Here is a 21,858-nt window from a genome sequence, read left to right on the forward strand (position 1 = left end):
CGCCCCGTAGCGAAGCGAAGGGAACCGCGCCGAGGACGAAGGCGCGGAGGCGCCTTCGCAATCAAACGGTGCGCTCGGCCTTGTCCTTCTCGTTGGTGCCCTTGATCATGGCGCGCATCTGCTCCCATTCCGCGTCGCCGAGCGCGTGGAGCATCGGGTAGAAGGTCCCGCCGGTGGCTTGGAAGCCTGCGCCGTCGATCGCGATGGTCTGACCGTTCACGTATTCCGCCCCCGGTCCCATCAGGAACACCGCGAGGTTCGCAAGCTCGTGCATCTCGCCCGCGCGGCCCATCGGGTTCATCGCATTGTTCGAATTGCCGCCCGACCCGCCGGGATTGAGCCGCGCGCTCATCCCCTTGGTCGGGAAGAGGCCCGGGGCGATGGCGTTGAAGCGCAGGCCGTAGCGGCCCCACTCGGTCGCCAGGCTCTGGGTCATCGCGTTGATCGCGGTCTTGGACATGGCCGACGGCACCACGAAGGCGCTGCCCGACCACACCCAGGTGGTGAGGATCGAGAGGAAGCTCGCCTTCTTCTTCTCGGCGATCAGGCGCTTGCCGATGTCGAGCGTCACGTAGAAGGTGCCGCGCATCACGATGTCGGCGATGGCGTTGAAGCCGTTGACCGACAGGTCCTCGGTGCGGCTGATGAAGTTGCCGGCGGCGTTGTTGACCACGCCCGTCAGCGCCCCGCCATCGGCCCAGATCGCGTCGACCATCGCGTGGATCGCGTCCGCGTCACGGATGTCGCAGGCCATCCCGACGATCTTGCCGCCATGCAGTTTGGTCAGCTCCTCGGCGGTCTCGTCAAGTTTCCCCTGACGGCGGCCGCAGATGTAGACGGTCGCGCCAAACTTGAGGAAGGCCTCGGCCATCTCGCGCCCGAGGCCGGTACCCCCGCCGGTCACGAGGATGCGCTCGCCCGCCATCAGGCCATCGCGGAACATCAGCTTCGATACGTCCATCAGAATGCACCCTTTCCAATCGTCATTGCGAGGAGCGAAGCGACGCGGCAATCCACAGCCCGGCGCTCCGGCCTCGCGGTCAGTCCACGGGTTGCTTTGCTTCGCTCGCAATGACGAGCAAAGGCGCGATCACAAGCCCAGAACGGTCTTGGCGATGATGTTCTTCTGCACCTCGTCGGATCCGCCGAAGATCGTCGAGGCGCGGTTGTTGAGGTATTTGCCCATGGCGGTCTGGGCATATTCGCTCCCCACGGGCTCGGGCGCCTCGTTGCCGTAGAGCGGGCGTTCGAGCGGCAGTTGCAGCGCGTCGGGGCCGAGCAGTTCGAGCCGCAGCACATCGACCTTCTGGCCGATATTGGAGCCGAGCAGTTTCACCAGCGAGGTTTGTGGCCCCGGCGCGCGGCCCTTGGCGAGTTCGGCGAGAATACGCAGTTCGGTCACCTCCAGCGCCTCGGCCTCGAGCCGCACGCGGGCGAGCTTGTCGCGGAAGCGCGGATCGTGGGCGATTGCGCCGTTGACCCCGGAAGGCTGGGTCTGCGCAAGCGTCTCGAGCCGGTCGATCGACTGGAGCAGGCGCGGGGCGTAGCACGAACCGCCGCGCTCGTTCTCGAGCAGGAACTTGGCGATCGTCCATCCGGCGCCCTCCGCGCCGATGCGGTTCTCGACCGGGGTGCGCGCATCGGTGAAGAACACGGCGTTGACCTCGTGATCTCCCGACATCGAGTAGATCGGGGTCACTTCCACCCCCGGCTGGTCCATCGGCACGAGGAGGAAGCTTATCCCCTGCTGCTTCTTGACGGTGGCATCGGTGCGGACCAGCGCGAAGATCCAGTCGGCGTGGTGGGCGTGGGTGGTCCAGATCTTGGAGCCGTTGATCACGTATTCGTCACCCTCGAGCCGCGCTGAGGTCTTGAGGCTGGCGAGGTCCGACCCGCTGCCCGGCTCGGAATAGCCCTGGCACCAGTAATCGTCGCCCGAGAGGATGCCCGGCAGGAAGCGGGCCTTCTGTTCCGGCGTGCCGAATTCGCAGATCACCGGGCCGACGAGGCGCAGGCCGAGGATCGCGAGGGCGGGCGCGCCGGCAAGCGCGCATTCCTTCTCGAAGATGAACTTCTGCGTCGGAGTCCAGCCGGTGCCGCCGTCTTCCTTGGGCCAGTGCGGGGCGACCCAGCCTTTCTGGTAGAGGATGCGGTGCCACTCCATCCCGATGTCGGGCTCGACGAACACGCCCGGCGTGCGGCGGGCGCCATCGCGCAGCCGCTCGGGCAGATTGTCCTTGAGGAAGGCGCGCACTTCCTCGCGGAACGCCAGATCCTCGGGGGTGAAGTCCAAGTCCATTCTATTCAATCCCAATTGCGATCCCGCAGGTACGGCCTTCGGCCCCTGCCAGCTTCAGTCCCCGTCTCGCATGGCCCAGCGGATCGTGCGCCGCAGCAGGTCATAATAGACGTCGTAGTTCCAGGCGCACATTTCCTTGTGCGGGTAGAAATCGGCCATGCCCGGCAGGTCGTAGTGCCCGCGGCAATGGCCCAGCGCGTTGTATACGATCTGCCCCGCGCCGATATCCCTCGTATAAACGATAGGGACGGTGGTCTTTTCCCACACGGCATCGACGAAGCCGGTCGCCTCGCCCTCGAAGGTGGTCTGCATCAGCGTGTCGATGGGCGCGGTGGTTTTCGAGAGGTAGAGTTCGTCCACCACCTCGAAGTCCGCGATGCCGCGGGTCAGCTCGTGATCCTTGTTGACCACCTCGACCGGGAACTTGCCGATCGGCGGGTGCGCCTTGAACTGGGTGCCGAGCATTTCCATCACGTCGGGCCGGGTCTCGGGCGCATCCACCAGCCCCTCGGCGGTGAAGACGAGGATCGAGTTGGTGCCGTGGAGCGCCATCCACTTGCCGCCCTTGTCCATCCAAGCCTTCAGCTGCGCGGCCTGTTCCTCGGTGGGCATCAGGTCGCAGGTGTAGGTGATGAGGAAGCGGCACTGCTCGAGCCGCTCCAGCCCCGAATAGTCGCAGGCCACCGTGGTGCGGATGTGCGGGTGTTCGGCGAGGAGCTTCAGGATCTCGAGCCGCGGGTAGTCGATATCGTGATACTTGCCGGCCGCGATGAAGTGCGCGTCGATGCGGGTGGCGGGTTGCTCTGCCATGTCAGCTCCTGATGCTGCCGCCGCCGTCGACCGTGAGATCGCAGCCGGTGGTGAAGCTCGCCTCGTCGCTGGCGAGGAAGACGACCGCGCGGGCGACCTCCTCGGGCTCGCCGATGCGGTTCATCGGGTGGGTGGCGGCGAAATTGGTCTCGATGTTCTCGGGCGTGTCGGCGCCGGAGAACTTGTAGCGGTTGTACATCGGCGTGCGGATCGCGCCGGGGTGGACCATGTTGACGCGGATCGGCAGGCCGCGTTCGGCCAGATCGAGCGCGACCGACTGGGTGAGGCCCCTGAGGCCGGTCTTGGAGGCGGAATAGGCCGCCACGAAACTTGCCGGGCGCAGCGCGATCATCGAGCCGATGTTGACGATGGCGCAGGGCTCGCCGCTCGCCTCCATCGCGGGGATCGCGGCGCGCATCCCGTAGAAGGGGCCATTGAGATTGATGTCGATCGTGCGCTCCCACACGTCGAGCGCGCCGTCGGGGACATTGCCGGGCTCGGAGATGCCGGCGATGTTGCACAGCACGGTGAGCTTGCCGAACCGTCCGCGCGTGGCCGAAACCGCTGCCTCCCACTGCCTGAGATCGCGCACGTCGAGCGGGCACGCCGCCGCCCGTTCGCCCAGTTCGGCGGCGAGGCCTTGCGCCTTTTCCAGCTGCACATCGCCCAGCATCACGCTGCCGCCCTCGGCGACGATCAGGCGCGCAACCGCCGCCCCGATCCCCTCGGCGCCGCCGGAGACCAGCGCGACCTTGCCCTGCATACGCATGGCTATTCGCGCTCCAGGATGGCGACGCCGGAAAGACCGGGGGCGCCGTAGACATGGCTGTAACCGAAGCGGGGCTTGCCGGGCACCTGCCGCTCGCCTGCGCGCTGGCGCAGCTGGGTGACGTTCTCGTAGACCTGCCTGAGGCCCGAGGCGCCGATCGGCTCCCCGCAGGCGAGGCAGCCGCCGTCGGTGTTCACCGGCAGCTTCCCGCCGTGGATCTCGGTCCAGCCGTTGGCGAGCCATTCCTCCTGCTCGCCATCCTTGCAGAAGCCGTTTTCGGCCATGTGCATGATCTCGGCGCCGCTCTCGGTATCCTGAAGCTGTGCGACCGAGATGTCCTCCGGCCCGATGCCGGCCTTCTCGAAGGCGGCCTTGGAGGCGAGGACGGTGGGCTTGCCGCCTTCCTCGATGCTGATGCCGGCCTGGAATACCTCGAAGGAGTTGGGCGGCCGGGTCTTGACCGCAACCGCGCGGATTTTCACCCCGTCGGCGCCCAGCTCCTTCATCTTCTTCTCGCTCGCGAGGATCAGCGCCACGGCGCCCTCGGCGGGCGAGCAGAACATGTATTTGGTGAGCGGATCGTTGATCATCGGCGCGTTCATGATCGTGTCGAGATCGACCGGGCTGCGCCGCCAGGCGTGGGGCGTGATGGTGCCGTTGCGGAAGGCCTTCTCGGCAACCCGGCCCAGAGTGGTGCGGCTGATGCCGTGGAGCTGCATGTAACGCTGGATCTTCAGCGCGAAGAACTGCGTCGTCAGCATCATGCCGGTCTGGCCATACCATTCGGGCAGGCCATAATCGGCAGGCTTGGCATTGAAGGCGCCGCGCGGGTGTTTGTCGAAACCCACGGCGAGCGCGAGGTCGTACATCCCGCTCGCGATCGCCTGCTGCGAGGCGGCGAGCGCGCTGCCCCCCGTGGCGCAGCCGTTGGCGACATTGGTGAAGGGCAGGCTGGTCAGGCCCAGCTCGTTGACCATGATGTCGGCATTGCCGGCCGCCGCCGAGCCGCCATAGGCGCACTCGATGTCGGGCCATTCGAGCCCCGCATCCTTCAGCGCCTCGCGCACGGCATAGACGCCCTGTTCGCGGCCCGAACGGCTGTCGGTGCGGCCGAAGGGGTGGATGCCTGCGCCGATGATGTAGACGTTCTCGCTCATGCTGCCTTGCTTTCTGATGCGGCGACGGGACGGAAGGCGAAGGTGTCATAGCGCGCGTTGAACGGCACGACGCAGAATTCGAGCTCCATGCCGAGGTGAAGGTCCTCAAGCCGCGCATCGACGATCCGGCTCTCGACGATCACCTCGCCGGGCAGTTCGACATAGCCGAGCAGGAAGGGCACGAAATCGGGCGGGCCTTCGCCGGGGCCGGAGCCGGGGCCTTCATAGGGCTCCTTGGGCAGGAAGCCTTGCGAGGTCCACGACCACAGCTTGCCCCGGCGCGAGAGCTTGTAAGGCTCCACGCCTTCGGCCGCATCGCCGACCGGCATCGGGAAGACGATCTGCCCGGAAGGCAGGCGTCCCCCCATCAGATGCGGCGTGGGCCCGTCGCTCCACAGGTTCGGGTCGATCTTTTCGCCCATTGTTCAGTTCCCTCCCGCGCGCGGATCAAGCCGCGAGCGCATATTCAGCAAGCACGGTATCGACATCGCCGAACAGGCGGGCGAGCAGCAGCACGCGCTTCATCGCGTGGCCGATGGCGAGCTCGTCGGTGATCCCCATGCCGCCGTGCATCTGCACCGCCTCACGGGCGATGGCATCGACATTCTCGCCGATATAGGCCTTGGCCCCGGCGGCGGCACGCTGGCACTTTGCTGCATCGCTCCGATCGGTCAATGCTGCGCGGTAAAGCATTGAACGGGCTTGTTCTTCTCTGGCGTAGCAATCGACGAGGCGGTGCTGCAAGGCCTGGAAGCTCCCGATCGCCACGCCGAACTGCTCGCGCTCCTTCACATAGGCGAGCGTATCGTCGAGGAGCCTCTGGCCGAGCCCGACCATCTCCGCCGCGGCATAGAGGCGGACGTCCGCGACGATCGCATCGAGCGCCGCCGGATCGAGTGCGAGCTTCGCCGATGCGGGGGTGCGGGTGAGCCTGATCTCGCCGGCGATGCTGCCGTCGGCGAGGCGGTAGGGCCGCACTTCCAGCCCGGCCGCATCTCTGGGCACGAGGAAGCACGCCGTCTCTCCGCCAAGGTCGGCGGTGACGACGAACAGGTCGGCCAGCAGCGCGCCCATCACCATCGTCTTCTCGCCTGTGAGCGTGAAGCCGCCGCCTGCCTCTTCCGCCTTCATGCCCTTGGCCTTGAGGCTGTAGCGCTGGCCGCGCTCGGTCCAGGCGAGGGTGGCGATGGTGGTGCCGGACAGCACCTCCTCCAGCGCCGCGTCCGCTCCGCCGCGTTCGAGCAGCAGCGCCGGCAGGATGCCGTGTTCGAGCAGCGGGTCGGGCGAATTGGCCTTGCCGATGGCTTCAAGCACCAGCGCAAGATCGGTCGATGACCCGCCCATGCCCCCCGCATGCTCGCTCGCTGACAGCGCAATGAGCCCCATCTCGGCCAGTTGCTGCCAGCGTGCGCGGTCATAGCCCGTGGGAGAAAGCCGCAAGCGGCGGCGCGCCTCGACATCGACGGGCGCGGCGAAGCGCTCCACCGAGGTCACGAACATCTGCTGTTCTTCGGAGAGGTCGAAATTCATGTGGGGTCAGGCTTTCCGCGTGAAGGTGATGGGCAGGTGTGTCACGCCGCGCAGCAGGATGTTGGGAAGGATGCGGATCGCGTTTTCATCGGCGACCGCAAAGTTATCGAGACGCTCGAGCAGCTCGTCGAAGGCGACCAGCATCTCCTTGCGGGAGAGCATGTTGCCCACGCACATGTGCGGCCCCTTGCCGAAGCTGAGGTGGGTGCGCGCGTTGGCGCGCTCGATGTCGAAGCGGTCGGGATCGGGGAACTTGGAAGGATCGCGGTTGGCCGCGGCATAGCGCAGCTGCACCACGCTGCCGGCCGGGATCGCCATGCCGCCAAGCTCGGTGTCCTGCTTGACGATGCGCCACATGCCGGCAGTCGGCGTCTCGTAGCGCAGGGCCTCCTCGACGAGGTTCATGATGACCTTGGGATCGCGCCCGCCCGCCGCCGCCTTGGCCTTCGCCATCTGGTCGGGGTTGCGGATCAGCTGGAGCAGCCCGCCTGCCAGCGTCGAGGTGGTGGTCTCGTTCCCCGCCACCATGAACTGCTGCATCAGCGACATGATCTCGGGATCGGAGAGCGGCGTCTCGCCCTCGACCCGCGCCTCGACGAGATCGGTGAGGAGGTCGTTGCCGCCGTTCGCCTTGCGGTCGTCGATCAGCCCCTTGATGTAGTGCTGGAACTCGACGAGGCTCCGCGCGCATTCCTTCTTGCGCTCGAAATCGACCATCTGGCTGAAGCGGTCGACCGCCGCGTCGGACCATGCCTTCACGCGCTTGGGATCATCCTCCAGCCCGATCTGCCCGGCGATCATCGCCACCGGCAGCGGCACGCCGAACTCCTCGACGAATTCGCATTCGCCCCGGTCGGCGAAGGCCTCGATCAGCTCGATCGACTTCTGCCGCATGTCGGCCTCGATCGCGTTCACCCGCGGGGCCGAGAAGGCGAGGTTCACGAGCTTGCGGTTGCGGGTGTGCACCGGGTGGTCGGCGGTCAGCAGGGTGGGGAGATCGGGCCAGCCCTCGGCGAGGATCGCCTGGATCTCCTCGTCCGCCTCGCGCCCCATCAGCGCGGTGAAGTCGTTGGAGAAGACCTCGGGCTTCGCCGCCGCCTCGCTGCACAGGTCGTAGGAATAGACGACCCAGGTGTTCATGCCCTCGAGATGCTCGATCGCCACCCCGGCCTCGTGCATGGCACGGTAGTGATCGAAGGGATCGATCAGCGTTTCGGGGGCAAAGACATTGCCTTGGGGCTTGTTCATGTGATGCGGCTCCGCCACCTTGGATATGGTGTGACAAGCCTAGCGGCCCTCGCGCCCCCGATGCGATGCGCGTTTGTGTTAGGATTGCAGGGGGGGGCTCACCCTCCGGCGAATTCGCGCTGGAATTCAAGCATGTCGAAGTAGTCGCGCCAGCCGGTGATGCGTCCGTCCGAGCCGATGTCGAAGGTGCCCATCACCCGGATCGCGGCGCGGCGGCCGTCCTTGAAGTGGAAGATGTCGGTGCGCTCGGTGAGCACGGTGTTGCCGTTGGCCGCGATGGCATGGGTCTGCCAGTCGCAGCGCGCGACTTTGGCGAGGAAGCCCTCGACCATCGCGCGCATCGCCGTGGTGCCGTGGATCGGTTCCATCGGGATATTGTGATAGACGATGTCCTCCGCGCACAGCGCCAGCATCGCCTCCACATCGCAGGCGTTCCAGTGGCCGATGAAGGCTTCGACGGTCTGTTGGGGCGTCATGCGGTTCCTCCCGAGGTGTATGCGAGTGCCTGCCGCAGCATCCGGCGCACATGGGGGTTGGCGTAGGTTGCCGGACCGTCGCCGAACTGGAGGTAGACGAGCGGGGCGGGGCAGGTGCGGCTCTCCCAGGCGACGCAATCGCTGCCCCGCGGGTGGTCCCAGCCGGCGTTGCTGAACATCGCGCCTGCCACGGCCTGCGCGGCGGAGTAGAAGTTTTCCCGCGTGAAGGCGAAGCCCTCGGCGCGCACCAGCGGGATGAAGGCGCTCTCGTCGATGGGGCAGAGGTAGAGCTCGTCGGTGACGGGGAAGCTCTCGGGCAGGCCCCGCGTGACGGGGTGATCGACAAGGATGCGCGCCTCGTAGGTTATGTCATGGCGATAGCCGGAATCGGGACCGTGCGCGCCGGGCTGGTAGTGGAACTGCCCGCCGAGCCATGCGTGCCACTCCGGCCATTCGGCCCATCCCGCCAGCGCATGGTGCATCGCCACCGCGCCCCTGCCGCCGGCGAAGCGCGCGGCGAGAGCCTCGCGCAAGGCGGGCGAGGGTGGGCGCATCGTCACCGTTCCGTCGCCAAAACTGTAGCCTGCCATGTCGTAGAACAGCACCGCGTCGGCAGCGCGGACGGCCTCCGCCGCATCGGCCTCGCCGCCCTCGGGGTGGACCAGATGGGTGATCTCCCACTCGCCCAGCGCCGCCAGCAGTTCGCCGAAAGGCCCCGCCTCGTAGGGGTGCCCCCCTGACAGCACGAGCAGCGAGCGGGCCATCAGGCGATCTTGAGGATCATCTTGCCGTCATTCGTCCCGGCGAACAGCCGCATGAAGCTTTCGAAGGCGTTCTCGAGCCCCTCGTCGATGTGTTCATCGATGGTGAGTTTGCCCTGCGCCGCCCAGACCCCCATCTGCGCCGCGCCCTCGGCGAAGCGGGGAACGTAGTCGGCGACCAGCAGGCCCCGGATGTGGGCGCGCTTGACGATCAGCTGCCACAGGTTGCGGATGCCGCGCGGCTCGGTGTTGTACTCGCTGATCAGCCCGCACAGGCCGATGCGCGAGTGCAGGTTCAGGTTCATCAGCCCGGCATCGAGGATGATCCCGCCGACATTCTCGAAGATCACGTCCACCCCATCGGGGCAGGCCTCGGCGATGGCCTTGGTGAGCGCGGCCTCGTCCTTGCCGCGATAGTCGATCGCCGCGTCGAAGCCGTATTTCTCGATCAGGCGCGCGCACTTCGCAGGTCCCCCCGCAATCCCGACCGCGCGGCAGCCGTGGATCTTGGCGAGCTGGCCGACGAGGCTGCCGACCGCCCCCGCCGCGCCCGAGACCAGCACGGTCTCGCCGGCCTTCGGCTCGCACACGTCGAGGAAGCCGAAATAGGCCGTCATGCCCACGGCGCCGAAGATCGAGAGGTAGTTGGTGACGCTCGGCACGAGGCTGGGGTCGATCGGCTGGGTAAAGCCGCCCGCAACGCCGATGGAGTAATCCTCGAGCGCGTTGAGACCCATCACCCACTGCCCGGGCGCGAAGCCTTCGGCGCGGCTTTCCTCCACGACGCCGATGGTGCTGGCGCGCACCGGATCGCCGAGCGGGATCGGGGGCATGTAGTTGCCCTCCGCATCCATCCACCCGCGCATCGCCGGATCGAGCGAGGCATAGTGGTTGCGGATCAGGAACTGGCCTTCCTCGAGCGCCGGGGTCGGCTCAGTGACGAGTTCGAAATCCTCGCGCACGGGTGTGCCATTGGGACGGCGCTGGAGGAGGAAGCGGCGGTTGGTGGGCAAGAGAAAACTCCGTTCGTGCTGAGCCTGTCGAAGCACTGTTCTGCTTCCGGCAACGGTTCAAAAGGAAGTGCGGCCCTTCGACAAGCTCAGGGCGAACGGCTGTTGGCTAGGCCGGCTCCAGCCGCACCGGAATGGCGCTTTGCAGGGATTGGCCGGTGATCGGATCGTAATCGACCACCTCGCTCACCAGCCGGTTGGTGGAAGACCCGCGCTCCCGCACGTCCTCCTTCCCCGCATCGGCATCGCCATAGGCATGGGCCATCGACACGATCCCGCGCCGCACCTTGTCGCTCGCCTTCACGACGCCGTGGATCGTGGCGTGGGGGGAGGTGATCGCGACAAGGCCGCCTTCCTCGAGGCCCAGCGCAGCGATGTCGTCCGGATGGATGAAGGCGGGGTTGGTGGTGGTCTTGGCCTGCAGCTTCTTGAGCGGGTGGCCGATCGAGTTGAACCGGGTCTTGGAACGCCGCGAGATCAGGCGGAAGTCGAAGCCCTCGCGCGCCTTGCGGTTCTCGGCATATTTCAGGATCTCCGAGGGCATCGCGCCCACCGCCAGATCGAAGCGGTGGAACTCGCTCTCGTCCACCGGCTCCACCAGCGGGTGCTTTTCGGGATACATGACCGCCGCCCCGCCGTTCGCCGCACAGTCCGCGCGCACCTGGCTGGGCGGCACAAGGCAGCCGGTCACCGCCAGATCGAGGAACTCCTGCTTGGTCGGTTTCCTGTCCATCGGCAACGGCCCGCCAGCGAGGTTCATCTGGATGCCGAGATGGTGCGCGAGCGTCCAGAACATCTCGTATTCGTCGATGCAGTCACCCGGCGGCGCGACCACCGCCTCGGTGTAGCGGGCATAGGGCTCCTCGTGCCACCATTCGGAAAGGCTGGTGATGTCCTCCCGCTCGAGGCATTGCGAGGGGGCGAGCACCACGGTCGCCCGCTTGGCGGAGGCGCTCATCCACGGGTCGATCTGCACGAACAGCTCGAGATCGTCGAGCGCGCGGACCATCTTGGCCTGGTCGGGGAAGCCCACCACCGGGTTGCCGCCCACCGAGATCAGCGCGCGCACCTGCCCTTCGCCGGGGGTGAGGATCTCGTCGGCGAGAACGTTGCAGGGCATTTCCCAGCCGAGGTGTCCGAGGCCGCGGAAGCGCGACTTCGGCATCCCCTCCGCGCCGAACATCGGAACCGGCGGGCCGACCTGCGCGCGGCGGGCGGTCTGGTAGGGGCTGAAGACGCCCGGGATCGCGGCCTTCTCCCCCTCCTGCTTGAAGCGGGCGCAGATGGTGTTGAGGCAGACGACGAGATATTCGGTCAGCGTCCCGTTGCCCGCCATTTCGGGGCCGGTGCCGGTGACGGCGCAGCCCTTGGTGCCGCCCGCGAACATCCGCGCGGCCGCGACCAGCTGGTCCTTGTCCAGACCCGCGCGTTCGGCGGCGACCTCGGGCGGGAAGGCCTTCACCGCCTCCGCCAGCTCGTCGAACCCGTCGACATGGGCGGCGACGAAATTGCGGTCGTAGAGGCCTTCCGCGATGATGACATTGAGCATCCCCGCCAGCATCGCCGGATCCTCGCCGGGCTTCACCGGCAGGTAGATGTCGGCCAGCCGCGCGACATCGCTCTCGCGCGGGTCGGCAACGATCAGCTTCATCCCTTCCGCCTGCTTGTCGCGGATGCGGCGCGAGGGGCTGAAGGGCGGCACGCCGCCGACGGGCGAGTAATGCGAGACGATCGGGTTGTTGCCGATGAAGAAGGCGACGTCGCTTTCCGAGAAGGTGTTCGGCCCCGCCATCCACTTGCCGTAGCGGGCGGTGGTGAAGACCTTGGCGGGCTGGTCGAGCGTCACCGAGGTGTAGAAGTTGCGGCTCCCCACGGCGTTGGCGAAGGACAGGGACGCGGCCATCGCGGCGCTGTTCTGGAAACCGCCCGAACCCATGAACACCGCGACCGAATGGGGGCCGTGGGTGTCGATGATGCGGCGCAGCTCGCTCGCCACATGGGCCAGCGCCTGATCCATCGGGGTCGGGACGAACTCGCCCGCCGCATTGCGAACGAGGCTGTGGTGCAGCCGGTCTTCCGAGTTGTGGCTGTCGGGCAGCTCGCGGCCCTTCATGCAGGTGTAGCCGCCATAGGCCGGATCGTCCGGATCGCCGCGCACCTCGACGACCTTCCCGTCCACGACGTCGACTTCCATCGCGCAGTTCGCATGGCAGAAACGGCAGAAGGTCTTGTGAGTCTGAACGCTCATCATGTCTCTCCCCAGAGTAGCCGGGAGACTACCACAGGGGCGGGCACGCTCGACTGACACTTTTGTCCGTGGAGGCGGCTCGTCCGCGCCCGCAATAGGGCAGGCAAGGTGCATTCGAATTTCGGGGAGATACCTGATGCCCACCACCACCCGGCAATGGCTGTTGAACGGACACCCGCGCGGTCGCGGGATCGAGATCGAGAACGACTTCCGGCTGGTCGAAACCCAGCTCCCCGATCCCGGCCCGGGCGAGATGCTGCTGAAGACCCACTATCTCGGCTTCGATCCGGCGCAGAAGGGGTGGATGGAGAACATCGCCGACTACGTCGCCCCGATGAACATCGGCGACGTGATGCGCGGCAGCGGGATCGCGGAGGTGGTCGCCTCGAACGGCGGGCGTTTCGCGGTCGGCGACCTCGTGTTCGGCACCACGGGCTGGACCGAATGGCTCGTCACCGACGGCAAGGAGCTGACGAAGGTCGAGACCGAGATTTCGCCCACCGCGGTGCTCTCGGTGCTCGGGACGACCGGCCTCACCGCCTATTGCGGGCTGTTCAAGGTCGGCAAGCCCGTGGCGGGCGACACCGTGCTGGTCAGCGGCGCGGCAGGCGCGACGGGGAGCATCGTCGGCCAGCTCGCGAAGATCGCCGGATGCCGCGTGGTCGGCATCGCCGGCGGCCCGGAGAAGTGCGACTGGCTCGTCAGGGAAGCGGGCTACGATGCCGCGATCGACTACAAGGCGGGCGGGGTGAAGGAGCAGATCCGCCAGCTCTGCCCCAGGGGCGTCGACGTGATCTACGACAACGTCGGCGGCAAGATCCTCAACGACATGCTCGCCTGCATCGCCACCGGTGCGCGGGTGGTGATCTGCGGCGGGATCAGCCGTTACGAGACCGGCACGCTTCCCGCCGGGCCGGAGAACTACTTCAACCTCGTCTTCCGGCGCGGGACGATGGCGGGCTTCATCGTGCTCGACTGGGCGAGCGAATTCCCCGGCATCCGCAAGCGGCTCGAGGGCTTCGTGAAGGACGGCTCGCTGAAGTACCAGGAGGACATCCAGCACGGCTTCGAGAACGCGCCGGCGACCTTGCAGCGCCTCTTCACCGGGCAGAACCGCGGCAAGCAGATGCTGAAGCTCTAGATTTCCCTCGTCATTGCGAGCCGCAGGCGAAGCAATCCATGGACTGGCGTGCCGGCCATGGATTGCCGCGTCGCTTCGCTCCTCGCAATGACGACGTTACGGTAGATCCTCTGGGAAATTGACGTTCATCAGCGGTGCGGGCAGATCGACCCGCCGTGCACACACATGGTCCGCGAAGCGGTAGAGCGACCTTCCGCCGCCCGCCAGAAACGCCTCCAGCGAGGGGCCGACGCTCACCGGCCACAGCCCCACCACCGGCTGGCTTTCCACGATCGCCGCACCCTCGCCCGCCAGCGCGGCGGCGAGATTGAAGGGCAGGTCGGGCACATCCACCCCGGCCGACAGAACATGGGTAAACCCCCGCTCTCCCGCCTCGCGCAGCGCCGCGGCCAGCCCGCCGAGCGGGCCGAGCCCGGGCTCGGGCCAGTCGGGGAGACAGGCGAACCCCGGCTCCTCGCGCCCGCATACCACCACGGTTTCGCACTGGGCCGCCAGCGCCGTCGCCACACGGTCGATCAGCCGCGCGCCTTCAAAGAGCGCCTGCGCCTTGTCGCTGCCGAAGCGCCGTGCCTGACCGCCGGCGAGGATCGCGCCCAGATACAAGGGTCTGGCGTCAGTCAAACGCCTCGGTCGCATTGCCCTCGGCATTGTAGACCGGCCCTTCCGCGTCGACCCGGTACTTGCGGCTGACCGCCGCCGTGATCCCGAACCGGCCGATGTGATCGCGCATCCCGGTGTAGGCCGGATCGCGGAAATGCGCGGCGAGCGCCTCCTCGCTCTCCCACTCCTCGAACACGTTGACGCGCGCGGGGTTCATCGAACAGGCGCTCCAGTCGTAATGGATGCAGCCTTCTTCCGCGAGCGCGGCCTCGATATGCGGGCGGGCGGTGCGCAGCGCCTCCTCGCGCTGGGCGGGGTCGAGGTCGATCTGGGCGGAAATGAGGATCTTGGCCATCGTCTCAGCCCTCCACGCCGAATTCGGCAATGATGCGGAACACCCGCGAGGTGAAGCGCCACTGGCCGTCCACCTTCGCCAGCCTGTCCTCGTAGAGCCCGCCGACATGGCGCGCCTTGCCGTCCCTGGGCTTGAGGATCTCCTGCGTCTGCACCCGCGCCGTCGCGGTGTCGCCCTCGACCGCCATCATGCAGGGGACGCAGTGGAAGCTCACCGCCTCGAGCCCCCCCATCGCCCCGTTCCAGAAGGCGACGATCGCTTCCTTGCCGTGGGTCTTGTGCCCCATCAGGTCCCAGTCGGCATCCTCGGCCCAGACGCTCGCCCAGGTCGCGGCGTCGAAGCGCACCACGCCGTCGGCATAGGTGCCGTTGAGTTCATGGATCGCCACGCGATCCTCGAGGGGTCCTGTGAACATGGCTCGCTCTCCCTGTTGTCGGACGCGGCTATCGGCCCCGCGGGGCGCGCACGACAATGCCCACTTTTGGGAAGGGTGGGCGGCCCCCTGCCCGTGTTACCCCTCTCGCCCGAGAGAGGAGACAGATCATGGGGCAGTTGGAAGGCAAGACCGCCGTCATCCTGGGCGCGGCGTCGGAGGGCAACATGGGCCAGACCATCGCCCGCCTGTTCGCGAAGGAGGGCGCGAGGGTGATGGTGGCGGGCCGCAAGGAAGCGCCGCTCGCCGCGCTGGCCTCCGAAATCGCAGGGGAATACACGCTCTGCGACATCACCAGCCATGCCGAGGTCAACGCCATGGCCGACAAGGCCCGCGACACCTTCGGGCGGGTCGACATCGCGATCAACACCACCGGCTGGGGCCTGCTTGCCAGCCTGCTCGAGATTACCGAGGAACAGCTCGACCAGATCGTCGCCCTGCAGTTCAAGGGGGTGCACCACTTCCTCCAGGCCTTTGTCAGGGTGATGTCGGAGCAACAGCCGACCGGCGGCTCGCTCATCAGCCTGTCCTCGGCGACGACCAAGGCGATCATCACCAACCACGCCGCCTATATCGGCACCAAGCGCGGCTCCGAGGCGCTGATCGAGTGCGTGGCGAACGATTACGGGCACCTCGGCATCAAGGCCAACACGGTCTCGCCCGCCTTCACCGACAGCCCGATGACCCACGAGAGCTTCAAGGTGCCGGGCCTGACCGATGCCTTCCTGCCGCGCTATCCGCTTGGAAGGCTCAACACGGTGGACGATGTTGCCAATGCCTGCCTGTGGCTGTGCACCGATCAGGCCTATGTCACGGGGGCAAACATCCAGCCCAACGGCGGGCTGATCATGCGCGGCAATCCGCAGGCGTCGGATGTCGCCGCGGCGGTCGGGGCGGCGATGGCGAAGCTTCAGGGCTAGGCTCCATCCCCGTTCCTTGTTCCACGTGGAACATGGAACGGGGCAGCAATGAACCGACAACGACCGCGCAATGACCTCAGTACTGCGCGGTCCCGCCGTCGACGCTGATCTGCGCGCCGGTGATGCCTGCGCCCGCCTTGCTCGCCAGCAGCACCGCGACCGCCGCGATTTCCTCGACCTCGTTGGGGCGCTTGATCGCGGCTTCCTGCGCGAACATCGTCACCATCTCCTCGAACTCCATGCCCATCGCCTTGGCGGTGGCGGGGCCGTTGTTCTTTATGATGTCGGTGATGACGAGGCCGGGGCAGATCGCGTTGACCGTCACCCCCTGCGCGCCGACTTCGCGCGCGAGGCTCTTGGTCATGCCGTTCACCGCGTGCTTGGCGGCGGAGTAGGCGGTCAGCACCGGCTTGCCGTGCTTGCCCTCCATCGAGGAGATGTTGATGATCCGCCCGTCCTGCTTCTCCAGCATGGTGGGGAGTGCGCGGCGGGTGGCCCAGAAGGTCGAATAGACGTTCCACTTCATCGCCTCGTCGAAGGCGTGGTCGGAGAGGTTCACGAGCGGCTGCAAGTCGCCCGCGCCGCCCGCGTTGTTCACCAGGATGTCGAGCGTGCCGAAATGGGCGATGACGTGATCGACGAAGCCTTCGAGATCGGCCTGGCTCATCACGTCGCCCGCGACGAAGATCGCCCGGTCGCCCGCCCCCAGCTCCTCGAGCACCTTCGCGCCCTTCTCGGCATTGCGGGCGAACAGCGCGACCTTGGCGCCCTCGGCCAGAAAGGCCTCCGCGATCCCGCGCCCCATGCCCGCCGTGCCCCCGGTGATCGCGGCGATCTTGCCTTCGAGTTTCATGTCCTGTCCTCTCCTCCCGTTCGTGCTGAGCCTGTCGAAGCACCGCACTTTCTTCAGTCCCGCTGTCTCCAAAGAAGAACGGCCCTTCGACAAGCTCAGGGCGAACGGAGATTTGGGTTCGCAGCGACGAGTAGGGGAGGGCCGAGCCAAACGCACCTTGCCAAAATGACGGGTTGCCGCCCCCCGCCCGGCGGGCGTCTATTCGACGCATGAACGAAGTCGACGTCATCATACTGGGGGCGGGCGCGGCCGGCATGGCGGCGGCGCTTGCGGCACACGAGGCGGGCGCGTCGGTCGCGCTGGTCGAGCGCTGGGACCGCATCGGCGGCACCTCGGCGATCTCGGGCGGGGTGATCTGGGTGGCGGACAACCCCCGGATGCGCGCGGCGGGCATGGCCGACAGCCGCGCAGAGGCGCTCGCCTATTTCCGCAGCCTCGATCACGGCGATCTGGTGGACGAGACGCTGGAGGCCTTCGTCGACAGGGGGGCCGAGGCGCTGGCCTTTCTGGAAGACGCGGGCGCGCTCTCGGTCTCGGTGCTGCCGGGCTATCCCGACTATTACCTCGACCGGCCCGGCGCGAAGCCGGAAGGGTCGCGCGCGCTCGATCATGACCTTTTCTCGCTGGGCGAATTGGGAGACTGGGCGGCGAAAATCTACGCCATCGAGGAGCCCAAGCCACTGATGCTGCGCGAGACGCCGCTCGGGGGCGCGACCGCGATGCCGCCGCCCGAGGTGCTCGGCCAGCGCATGGCCGCGCGGCAATGCGGCTTCGGGCAGGCGATGGTCGCGCGGCTGCTGAAGGCGTGCCTCGACCGGGGGATCGAACCGCTTCTCGGGGTGGAGACGCACCGGCTGGTCAATGACGGCGAGCGGATCGGCGGGATCGAGGGCACGAAGGACGGCCTGCCCTTCGCCCTTGCCGCGCGGCGCGGGGTGATCGTCGCCACCGGCGGCTTCGAGTGGGATGCCGAGCTGCGCCAGACCTTCCTGCGCGGCCCCGTCACCGCGCCCGCCAGCCCGCCCACCGGCACCGGCGGCGGCCTCAAGCTCGCGATGGCGGCGGGCGCGAAGCTTGGCAACATGACCAGCGCATGGTGGGCGCCGACCCTCGTCACGCCCGACGCGCCCTGGGCGAGCGGCGAGCAGCGCGCGCAGATCATCCTGATCGAGCGCACGGTGCCCCATTCGATCATGGTCAACCGGAGCGGGCGGCGGTTCTGCAACGAGGCGGCGAATTACTCGGCATTGGGCGGCGTGTTCCACCAATTCGATCCGGCGACCTACGACTACCGCAACCTGCCCGCATGGCTGATCTTCGACGCGCAATATGCCGCGCGCTACCCGCTCGGCACGCGCCAGCCGGGCCAGCCGATGCCGGAGTGGGTGATGCGTGCGGATACGCTGGAAGGGCTGGCGGCGCTGATCGGCCTCGATCCCGCGACACTGACGGAGACGGTGGCGCGCTTCAACGTCCATGCCGACGCAGGCCATGACCCCGATTTCGGGCGGGGGACGAGCGCCTATGACCATTTCTACGGCGACCGCTCTCGGGAGGGCACGGCGGTGACGCTCGGCGCGATCCGCGAGGCGCCGTTCTATGCGGTGGAGATCGCCTCAGGGCTCCTCGGCACCAATGGCGGCCCACGCACCGACGGGCAGGCGCGCATCCTCGGCCATGACGGCGCGCCGATCCCGGGGCTGCTGGGGGCGGGCAATGCCATCGCCTGCCCGACGGGCGGGATCTATGCGGGGGCGGGCGGCACGCTCGGCCCGGCGCTGACCTTCGGCTACATCGCGGGGCGGACGGCGGCGCTGGCGAACGCCTAGACACTTTCCGTTCGCCCTGAGCTGGTGTTGCTGCGCAACAGCTTCGCTTCCGAAGGGCCGTCCTTCTCTTCGAAGGAAAGTGCGGGGCTTCGACAGGCTCAGCCCGAACGGGGAGGGGGAATCAATCCCCCAGCCACCGGTCGATGGTGTCGTGGAAGAAGCGCACCCGCGCCTCCTGCCCCGCCAGATGCCCGCCCTTGTAGCCGCGTGAGCGCAGGCCCTTCTGCTGCTCGCTCCAGATGCTCACGTCCTGGTCGATGCCGGGGCCGCAGGAGAGTTCGCCCACCACCCCGCGCCGGTGCGGGACGGGGGTGGTGCGATCGACCTCCTGCCCCATCGAATAGGCGTAGTAGCGGTCCACGCCGTCGGGGAACCAGGTGAAGTACCACATGTCGAAATAGCACCGCTCCGGGTCGGTCGGATGCGGATCGGCGCGCAGCCAGATGCAGCCGTCGGGCTTGAGGCTGAAGCTGATGTTGGGGAAGATCGTGTAGTGGAAGTGGTCGGTCAGCTGCGCATCGTGGAAGTGGCTGAAGTCGTAGCCCTTGTCCGCGCCCCGCGCGCGCTTGGCCTGCTGGAGCGCCTCGCGGGTGCGCAGCGGATCATCGCGGAAATCTTCTGGGTCGAGACCCCAATAGGTCAGCTCGGTGCGCATCATGTCGAGCACGGTGTCGGTATGGCCCCGAAGGCTCTTTGACGGCCGCGAGCCCGGCATGAACATCCGCGCGTGGCCGTGGGGGGCGTACAGATCGAACTGGCAGTCCTTGTAGCTCTGCTCCATCACGAAGCGGGTCTGCGGATGGACGAAGGGCAGGTGGTAGCTCTCGTTGAAGTTGTCCTGCACGCACTTCCAGTTCCAGTCGCCCTCAAGCGTGACCCAGTGCGTGCGGTGCATGGCCTCCATGTTGTAGAGCGCCAGTTGCGGGCCGACGGGGCCGAGGTGGTCGGCGAGCGGCGGGGCGGCCGGATCGAGATTGACCCAGACGAAGCCCGCGAAGACCTCGCACCGAACCTCCTCCAGCCGCACCTTGCCGCAGGGATTGCCGCCCGCGAAGTCCTCGGGGCAGGGGACGAAGTTCAGCTCGCCTTCGCTGGTGAAGCGCCAGCCGTGGTAGGAGCAGGCGAGGCGCTTGGAATGGCCTTCCTCCTCCATCACCAGCCGTTTTCCGCGATGCGGGCAGACGTTGTAGAAGGCGCGCACCTGCCCGTCCTCGCCCTGTGTGACGAGGATGGACTCGCGCCCGATCTCGTAGGTGAAGAAGTCCCCCGGACTTGCCACCTGCCGCGCGAGGCCGCCGATCAGCCACGCCTTGGTCCAGATGCCGTCCCATTCGCGCGCCATGAAGTCATGGCTCCAGTAGCGGCTGCCCTCGATGGGCCGGTCCGACAGCGCCGGCATGGGCTGCGGCGTCACGTCGATCCGCTGCGGGACGGGCTTGAGGAGCGTCGCCATCAGCGCTTCTTTGCTTCAAACACGATGTGGAGCTGCTTCAGGCTGCGCAGCAGGAAGTGCGGGTGGTAGGTGAAGTCGTTCTTGCCTTCCGCGAAGTGCATGTCCTCGAAGCGGTCGACCACCGCCTGGAAGCCCCAGGTGAGCTCCCGCCGCGCCAGCGGTGCGCCGAGGCAGTGGTGCGTGCCCGACCCGAAGGCCATGTGCGCGCCCGCCTTGGGCCGCTCGAGATCGAGCTTCTCGGGGCACTCGAAGAACCGCTCGTCGCGGTTGGCCGCGCCGTAGCGGACGTTGACGACGGAGCCGGCAGGGATCGTCACTCCGGCGAGTTCCACGTCCCTGTGCGTGAAGCGCATGAGGCTCTGCACCGGGCTTTCGAGCCTCAGCACCTCCTCGACGAAATTGCGCATATACTTGTCGGGATCGGCCTTCAGCTTGTGCCACACATCCTTGTTCTCGATCAGCAGCTTCATCCCCGCCGCGAGCGCGTTGGTGGTGGTTTCCGAGCCGCCGACGAAGGTGTCGGCCATCATCTCGGCGTGGAGCTCGTTGTCGTTCAGCGGCCGCCCCCAGCCTTCGATCACGGTGTTGACCAGCACGGAGATGAGCGACCCGTCGGGCTCGTTCCTCAGGCGTTCGAAGATCGGCTGGAAATAGTGCTGCGCCTCGATTTCGCGGTCGACCATTTCGAGGTGCTTGTCCTCGGGGAGCATCAGGCTGATGCGGTGGAAGAAGGCGTCGGTCCAGCCCTTGATCCGCCACATGTCCTCGCGCTTGGCGCCCATCTGCTCGCCGATGATGAACAGCGGCAGGGGAACGCAGAACTGGCGCACCCAGTCGCACTGGCCGTCATCCAGAAACTCGTCGATCAGCTCGTAGGCGAGGGTTTCGACGCGCGGGTCGATTTCCTTGATGCGGCTGGGCTTGAACGCCTCGTTGAACATGGCGCGCATCTGCTTGTGGTTGGGATCGTCGCGGCCTGCGAGGGTGGGGGCGGGGAGCCAGCCCTTCTCCTTGAAGCGCTGTGCCACCTTGCGCCCCCGCTCCATGTCGGTGGGGCTGGCGCGCATCAGCTCGTTGGCGGCTGTGGAGGGGAAGCGGTCGGGGTCCATCAGCACCTCGCGCACGTGGTCGTAGCGCGAGACGACGTAGATCTGGGTGCCGGGGATGTTGTAGACCGGGGCCTCGTCCCTCAGGGTCTTGTAGGCGTCATAGGGGCACTGCTGGAGCTGCGGGTCGAACAGGTTGATGGTCGGCTGGTTCATCAGCGCACCTGGATCTTGTCGGCGCCCCACGGGGCAATGGTCTCGGCGGTGCGGAAGGCTTCGGGCAGTTCCTCGACCATGTGCCATGTCGCCGCAAGCCGGCCGAAGCCGACGAAGAAGGCGACCGTCATGCCGAGTTCGACGATCTGCGCCTCGGTGAAGTGGCGGCGCAGCTCGTCATAGACGGCATCGTCGATGGCGAGGTGATCGGTCGCCATCAGCTCGCCGTAACGGATGGCGGCTTTCTCGGCGGCCGTGAGGTTCTCCGCTTCCTGCGGGCGCTCCAAGGAGCACACCAGCCCCTCGGTCACGCCGTCAGCCACGGCATCCGAATAGCGGATCGCCATGCAGGAGCGACACTGGTTGAAGAAGGCGACGCGCAGCCGCACCAGCTCCACCAGCCGCTCGGGCAGGGAGCGATTGCGCTTGAGCGCCCCGCCGAAGCCCATCAGCCCCAGCGCCTGCTCCGGGCAATGCGCGAAATAGCGGGTGAGGCCCTGTTCCAGATCGGTCAGGTTGTCGGGCTGGATCGCGGCGACGAGGCGCGCGTCCCATTGCTCGGCCGGCAGTTTGGCGATGCGGCTCACGTTGCTCTCCCCATGCGGCCGGGCCCTCACAATTTAGCCCGTTTCCGTAAGGGCGAGGCTGCGTGACAAGGTCTCAAGGAGCAATTGGCGGATTCGCTAAGCGAGGCGCCACCGCAT

22 protein-coding genes are annotated in these 21,858 nt (G+C 67.1%); 3 read left to right on the forward strand and 19 right to left on the reverse strand.

Annotated features, from left to right (window positions below; genetic code table 11):
* Positions 1-61: 61 nt before the first annotated feature.
* The 12 genes from ACMX37_RS01135 to ACMX37_RS01190 all read right to left on the reverse strand — a co-directional run bounded on the left by ACMX37_RS01135 (position 62) and on the right by ACMX37_RS01190 (position 12,308).
* Complete coding sequence (locus ACMX37_RS01135) at positions 62-961, reverse strand: SDR family oxidoreductase (RefSeq protein ID WP_483147136.1); 900 nt, start codon at positions 959-961, stop codon at positions 62-64.
* A 129-nt stretch (positions 962-1,090) separates the two neighbouring features.
* On the reverse strand, positions 1,091-2,299 hold the full coding sequence (locus ACMX37_RS01140) for an acyl-CoA dehydrogenase family protein (protein ID WP_483147137.1): 1,209 nt from the start codon (positions 2,297-2,299) through the stop codon (positions 1,091-1,093).
* A 54-nt stretch (positions 2,300-2,353) separates the two neighbouring features.
* Positions 2,354-3,109 carry a ThuA domain-containing protein gene (locus ACMX37_RS01145; RefSeq protein WP_483147138.1) on the reverse strand — a complete coding sequence of 252 codons (756 nt, stop codon included), beginning with the start codon at positions 3,107-3,109 and terminating at the stop codon, positions 2,354-2,356.
* A 1-nt stretch (position 3,110) separates the two neighbouring features.
* Positions 3,111-3,878, reverse strand: coding sequence for an SDR family NAD(P)-dependent oxidoreductase (locus ACMX37_RS01150; protein WP_483147139.1), 768 nt, complete (start codon positions 3,876-3,878; stop codon positions 3,111-3,113).
* 2 nt (positions 3,879-3,880) lie between these two features.
* Positions 3,881-5,035, reverse strand: coding sequence for a thiolase family protein (locus tag ACMX37_RS01155; RefSeq protein WP_483147140.1), 1,155 nt, complete (start codon positions 5,033-5,035; stop codon positions 3,881-3,883).
* The gene (locus ACMX37_RS01160) at positions 5,032-5,457 is read right to left on the reverse strand and encodes a Zn-ribbon domain-containing OB-fold protein (protein ID WP_483147141.1); all 426 of its coding nucleotides are present in this window, start codon (positions 5,455-5,457) and stop codon (positions 5,032-5,034) included. The genes ACMX37_RS01155 and ACMX37_RS01160 overlap by 4 nt, the downstream gene beginning before the upstream one ends.
* Positions 5,458-5,482: 25 nt before the next feature.
* Positions 5,483-6,565 carry an acyl-CoA dehydrogenase family protein gene (locus ACMX37_RS01165; protein WP_483147142.1) on the reverse strand — a complete coding sequence of 361 codons (1,083 nt, stop codon included), beginning with the start codon at positions 6,563-6,565 and terminating at the stop codon, positions 5,483-5,485.
* 6 nt (positions 6,566-6,571) lie between these two features.
* Positions 6,572-7,813, reverse strand: a complete 1,242-nt coding sequence (locus ACMX37_RS01170; protein ID WP_483147143.1) for a cytochrome P450 — start codon at positions 7,811-7,813, stop codon at positions 6,572-6,574.
* 98 nt (positions 7,814-7,911) lie between these two features.
* Positions 7,912-8,289 carry a limonene-1,2-epoxide hydrolase family protein gene (locus tag ACMX37_RS01175; RefSeq protein WP_483147144.1) on the reverse strand — a complete coding sequence of 126 codons (378 nt, stop codon included), beginning with the start codon at positions 8,287-8,289 and terminating at the stop codon, positions 7,912-7,914.
* Complete coding sequence (locus ACMX37_RS01180; protein ID WP_483147145.1) at positions 8,286-9,053, reverse strand: ThuA domain-containing protein; 768 nt, start codon at positions 9,051-9,053, stop codon at positions 8,286-8,288. The genes ACMX37_RS01175 and ACMX37_RS01180 overlap by 4 nt, the downstream gene beginning before the upstream one ends.
* Positions 9,053-10,063, reverse strand: coding sequence for an NADP-dependent oxidoreductase (locus ACMX37_RS01185; RefSeq protein WP_483147146.1), 1,011 nt, complete (start codon positions 10,061-10,063; stop codon positions 9,053-9,055). Before ACMX37_RS01185 ends, ACMX37_RS01180 begins: the two co-directional genes overlap by 1 nt.
* 106 nt (positions 10,064-10,169) lie before the next feature.
* The gene (locus ACMX37_RS01190; protein WP_483147147.1) at positions 10,170-12,308 is read right to left on the reverse strand and encodes a molybdopterin-containing oxidoreductase family protein; all 2,139 of its coding nucleotides are present in this window, start codon (positions 12,306-12,308) and stop codon (positions 10,170-10,172) included.
* A gap of 136 nt (positions 12,309-12,444) precedes the next feature.
* Between ACMX37_RS01190 and ACMX37_RS01195 the strand changes: the two genes are divergently transcribed.
* Positions 12,445-13,449, forward strand: a complete 1,005-nt coding sequence (locus tag ACMX37_RS01195) for an NADP-dependent oxidoreductase (protein WP_483147148.1) — start codon at positions 12,445-12,447, stop codon at positions 13,447-13,449.
* 96 nt (positions 13,450-13,545) lie between these two features.
* Here the strand turns inward: ACMX37_RS01195 and mobA are convergent, their stop codons facing one another.
* From mobA to ACMX37_RS01210, 3 genes are read right to left on the reverse strand one after another with little or no spacing between them, the layout of a single operon-like run.
* Positions 13,546-14,070 (reverse strand): molybdenum cofactor guanylyltransferase, encoded by a 525-nt coding sequence (mobA, locus tag ACMX37_RS01200; RefSeq protein WP_483147149.1) that lies wholly within the window; start codon positions 14,068-14,070, stop codon positions 13,546-13,548.
* Entirely contained in the window at positions 14,063-14,404 is a 342-nt protein-coding gene (locus tag ACMX37_RS01205) for a putative quinol monooxygenase (protein ID WP_483147150.1), read from the reverse strand. Before ACMX37_RS01205 ends, mobA begins: the two co-directional genes overlap by 8 nt.
* A 4-nt stretch (positions 14,405-14,408) precedes the next feature.
* Positions 14,409-14,819, reverse strand: coding sequence for a nuclear transport factor 2 family protein (locus tag ACMX37_RS01210; RefSeq protein WP_483147151.1), 411 nt, complete (start codon positions 14,817-14,819; stop codon positions 14,409-14,411).
* A 128-nt stretch (positions 14,820-14,947) separates the two neighbouring features.
* On the opposite strand from ACMX37_RS01210, the gene ACMX37_RS01215 reads away from it, so the two are divergent.
* Positions 14,948-15,757, forward strand: a complete 810-nt coding sequence (locus ACMX37_RS01215; RefSeq protein WP_483147152.1) for an SDR family NAD(P)-dependent oxidoreductase — start codon at positions 14,948-14,950, stop codon at positions 15,755-15,757.
* A 76-nt stretch (positions 15,758-15,833) separates the two neighbouring features.
* Here ACMX37_RS01215 and ACMX37_RS01220 read toward each other — a convergent pair whose 3' ends face one another.
* The gene (locus ACMX37_RS01220; RefSeq protein ID WP_483147153.1) at positions 15,834-16,610 is read right to left on the reverse strand and encodes an SDR family NAD(P)-dependent oxidoreductase; all 777 of its coding nucleotides are present in this window, start codon (positions 16,608-16,610) and stop codon (positions 15,834-15,836) included.
* Between the two features lie 209 nt (positions 16,611-16,819).
* Here ACMX37_RS01220 and ACMX37_RS01225 point away from each other — a divergent pair, with 209 nt between their 5' ends.
* The gene (locus tag ACMX37_RS01225) at positions 16,820-18,439 is read left to right on the forward strand and encodes an FAD-dependent oxidoreductase (protein WP_483147154.1); all 1,620 of its coding nucleotides are present in this window, start codon (positions 16,820-16,822) and stop codon (positions 18,437-18,439) included.
* A gap of 121 nt (positions 18,440-18,560) precedes the next feature.
* Here the strand turns inward: ACMX37_RS01225 and ACMX37_RS01230 are convergent, their stop codons facing one another.
* The 3 genes from ACMX37_RS01230 to ACMX37_RS01240 are packed head-to-tail and all read right to left on the reverse strand — an operon-like array spanning position 18,561 to position 21,741.
* Positions 18,561-19,892 (reverse strand): aromatic ring-hydroxylating oxygenase subunit alpha, encoded by a 1,332-nt coding sequence (locus ACMX37_RS01230; RefSeq protein WP_483147155.1) that lies wholly within the window; start codon positions 19,890-19,892, stop codon positions 18,561-18,563.
* Positions 19,892-21,154, reverse strand: a complete 1,263-nt coding sequence (locus ACMX37_RS01235; protein ID WP_483147156.1) for a cytochrome P450 — start codon at positions 21,152-21,154, stop codon at positions 19,892-19,894. The genes ACMX37_RS01230 and ACMX37_RS01235 overlap by 1 nt, the downstream gene beginning before the upstream one ends.
* Complete coding sequence (locus tag ACMX37_RS01240) at positions 21,154-21,741, reverse strand: carboxymuconolactone decarboxylase family protein (protein ID WP_483147157.1); 588 nt, start codon at positions 21,739-21,741, stop codon at positions 21,154-21,156. The genes ACMX37_RS01235 and ACMX37_RS01240 overlap by 1 nt, the downstream gene beginning before the upstream one ends.
* Positions 21,742-21,858: the final 117 nt, after the last annotated feature.

It is taken from the genome of Porphyrobacter sp. THAI-01a (assembly GCF_056868655.1).

Excerpts from the sequence above, each read along its gene's own strand:
- ACMX37_RS01135 (WP_483147136.1), bottom strand. The coding sequence starts at position 961 with ATGGACGTATCGAAGCTGATGTTCCGCGATGGCCTGATGGCGGGCGAG.
- ACMX37_RS01180 (WP_483147145.1), bottom strand. The coding sequence starts at position 9,053 with ATGGCCCGCTCGCTGCTCGTGCTGTCAGGGGGGCACCCCTACGAGGCG.
- ACMX37_RS01220 (WP_483147153.1), bottom strand. The coding sequence starts at position 16,610 with ATGAAACTCGAAGGCAAGATCGCCGCGATCACCGGGGGCACGGCGGGC.
- ACMX37_RS01140 (WP_483147137.1), bottom strand. The coding sequence starts at position 2,299 with ATGGACTTGGACTTCACCCCCGAGGATCTGGCGTTCCGCGAGGAAGTG.
- ACMX37_RS01205 (WP_483147150.1), bottom strand. The coding sequence starts at position 14,404 with ATGGCCAAGATCCTCATTTCCGCCCAGATCGACCTCGACCCCGCCCAG.
- ACMX37_RS01175 (WP_483147144.1), bottom strand. The coding sequence starts at position 8,289 with ATGACGCCCCAACAGACCGTCGAAGCCTTCATCGGCCACTGGAACGCC.
- ACMX37_RS01165 (WP_483147142.1), bottom strand. The coding sequence starts at position 6,565 with ATGAATTTCGACCTCTCCGAAGAACAGCAGATGTTCGTGACCTCGGTG.
- ACMX37_RS01225 (WP_483147154.1), top strand. The coding sequence starts at position 16,820 with ATGAACGAAGTCGACGTCATCATACTGGGGGCGGGCGCGGCCGGCATG.
- ACMX37_RS01150 (WP_483147139.1), bottom strand. The coding sequence starts at position 3,878 with ATGCGTATGCAGGGCAAGGTCGCGCTGGTCTCCGGCGGCGCCGAGGGG.
- ACMX37_RS01190 (WP_483147147.1), bottom strand. The coding sequence starts at position 12,308 with ATGAGCGTTCAGACTCACAAGACCTTCTGCCGTTTCTGCCATGCGAAC.
- ACMX37_RS01170 (WP_483147143.1), bottom strand. The coding sequence starts at position 7,813 with ATGAACAAGCCCCAAGGCAATGTCTTTGCCCCCGAAACGCTGATCGAT.
- ACMX37_RS01210 (WP_483147151.1), bottom strand. The coding sequence starts at position 14,819 with ATGTTCACAGGACCCCTCGAGGATCGCGTGGCGATCCATGAACTCAAC.
- ACMX37_RS01215 (WP_483147152.1), top strand. The coding sequence starts at position 14,948 with ATGGGGCAGTTGGAAGGCAAGACCGCCGTCATCCTGGGCGCGGCGTCG.
- ACMX37_RS01155 (WP_483147140.1), bottom strand. The coding sequence starts at position 5,035 with ATGAGCGAGAACGTCTACATCATCGGCGCAGGCATCCACCCCTTCGGC.
- ACMX37_RS01195 (WP_483147148.1), top strand. The coding sequence starts at position 12,445 with ATGCCCACCACCACCCGGCAATGGCTGTTGAACGGACACCCGCGCGGT.
- ACMX37_RS01235 (WP_483147156.1), bottom strand. The coding sequence starts at position 21,154 with ATGAACCAGCCGACCATCAACCTGTTCGACCCGCAGCTCCAGCAGTGC.
- ACMX37_RS01230 (WP_483147155.1), bottom strand. The coding sequence starts at position 19,892 with ATGGCGACGCTCCTCAAGCCCGTCCCGCAGCGGATCGACGTGACGCCG.
- ACMX37_RS01145 (WP_483147138.1), bottom strand. The coding sequence starts at position 3,109 with ATGGCAGAGCAACCCGCCACCCGCATCGACGCGCACTTCATCGCGGCC.
- ACMX37_RS01160 (WP_483147141.1), bottom strand. The coding sequence starts at position 5,457 with ATGGGCGAAAAGATCGACCCGAACCTGTGGAGCGACGGGCCCACGCCG.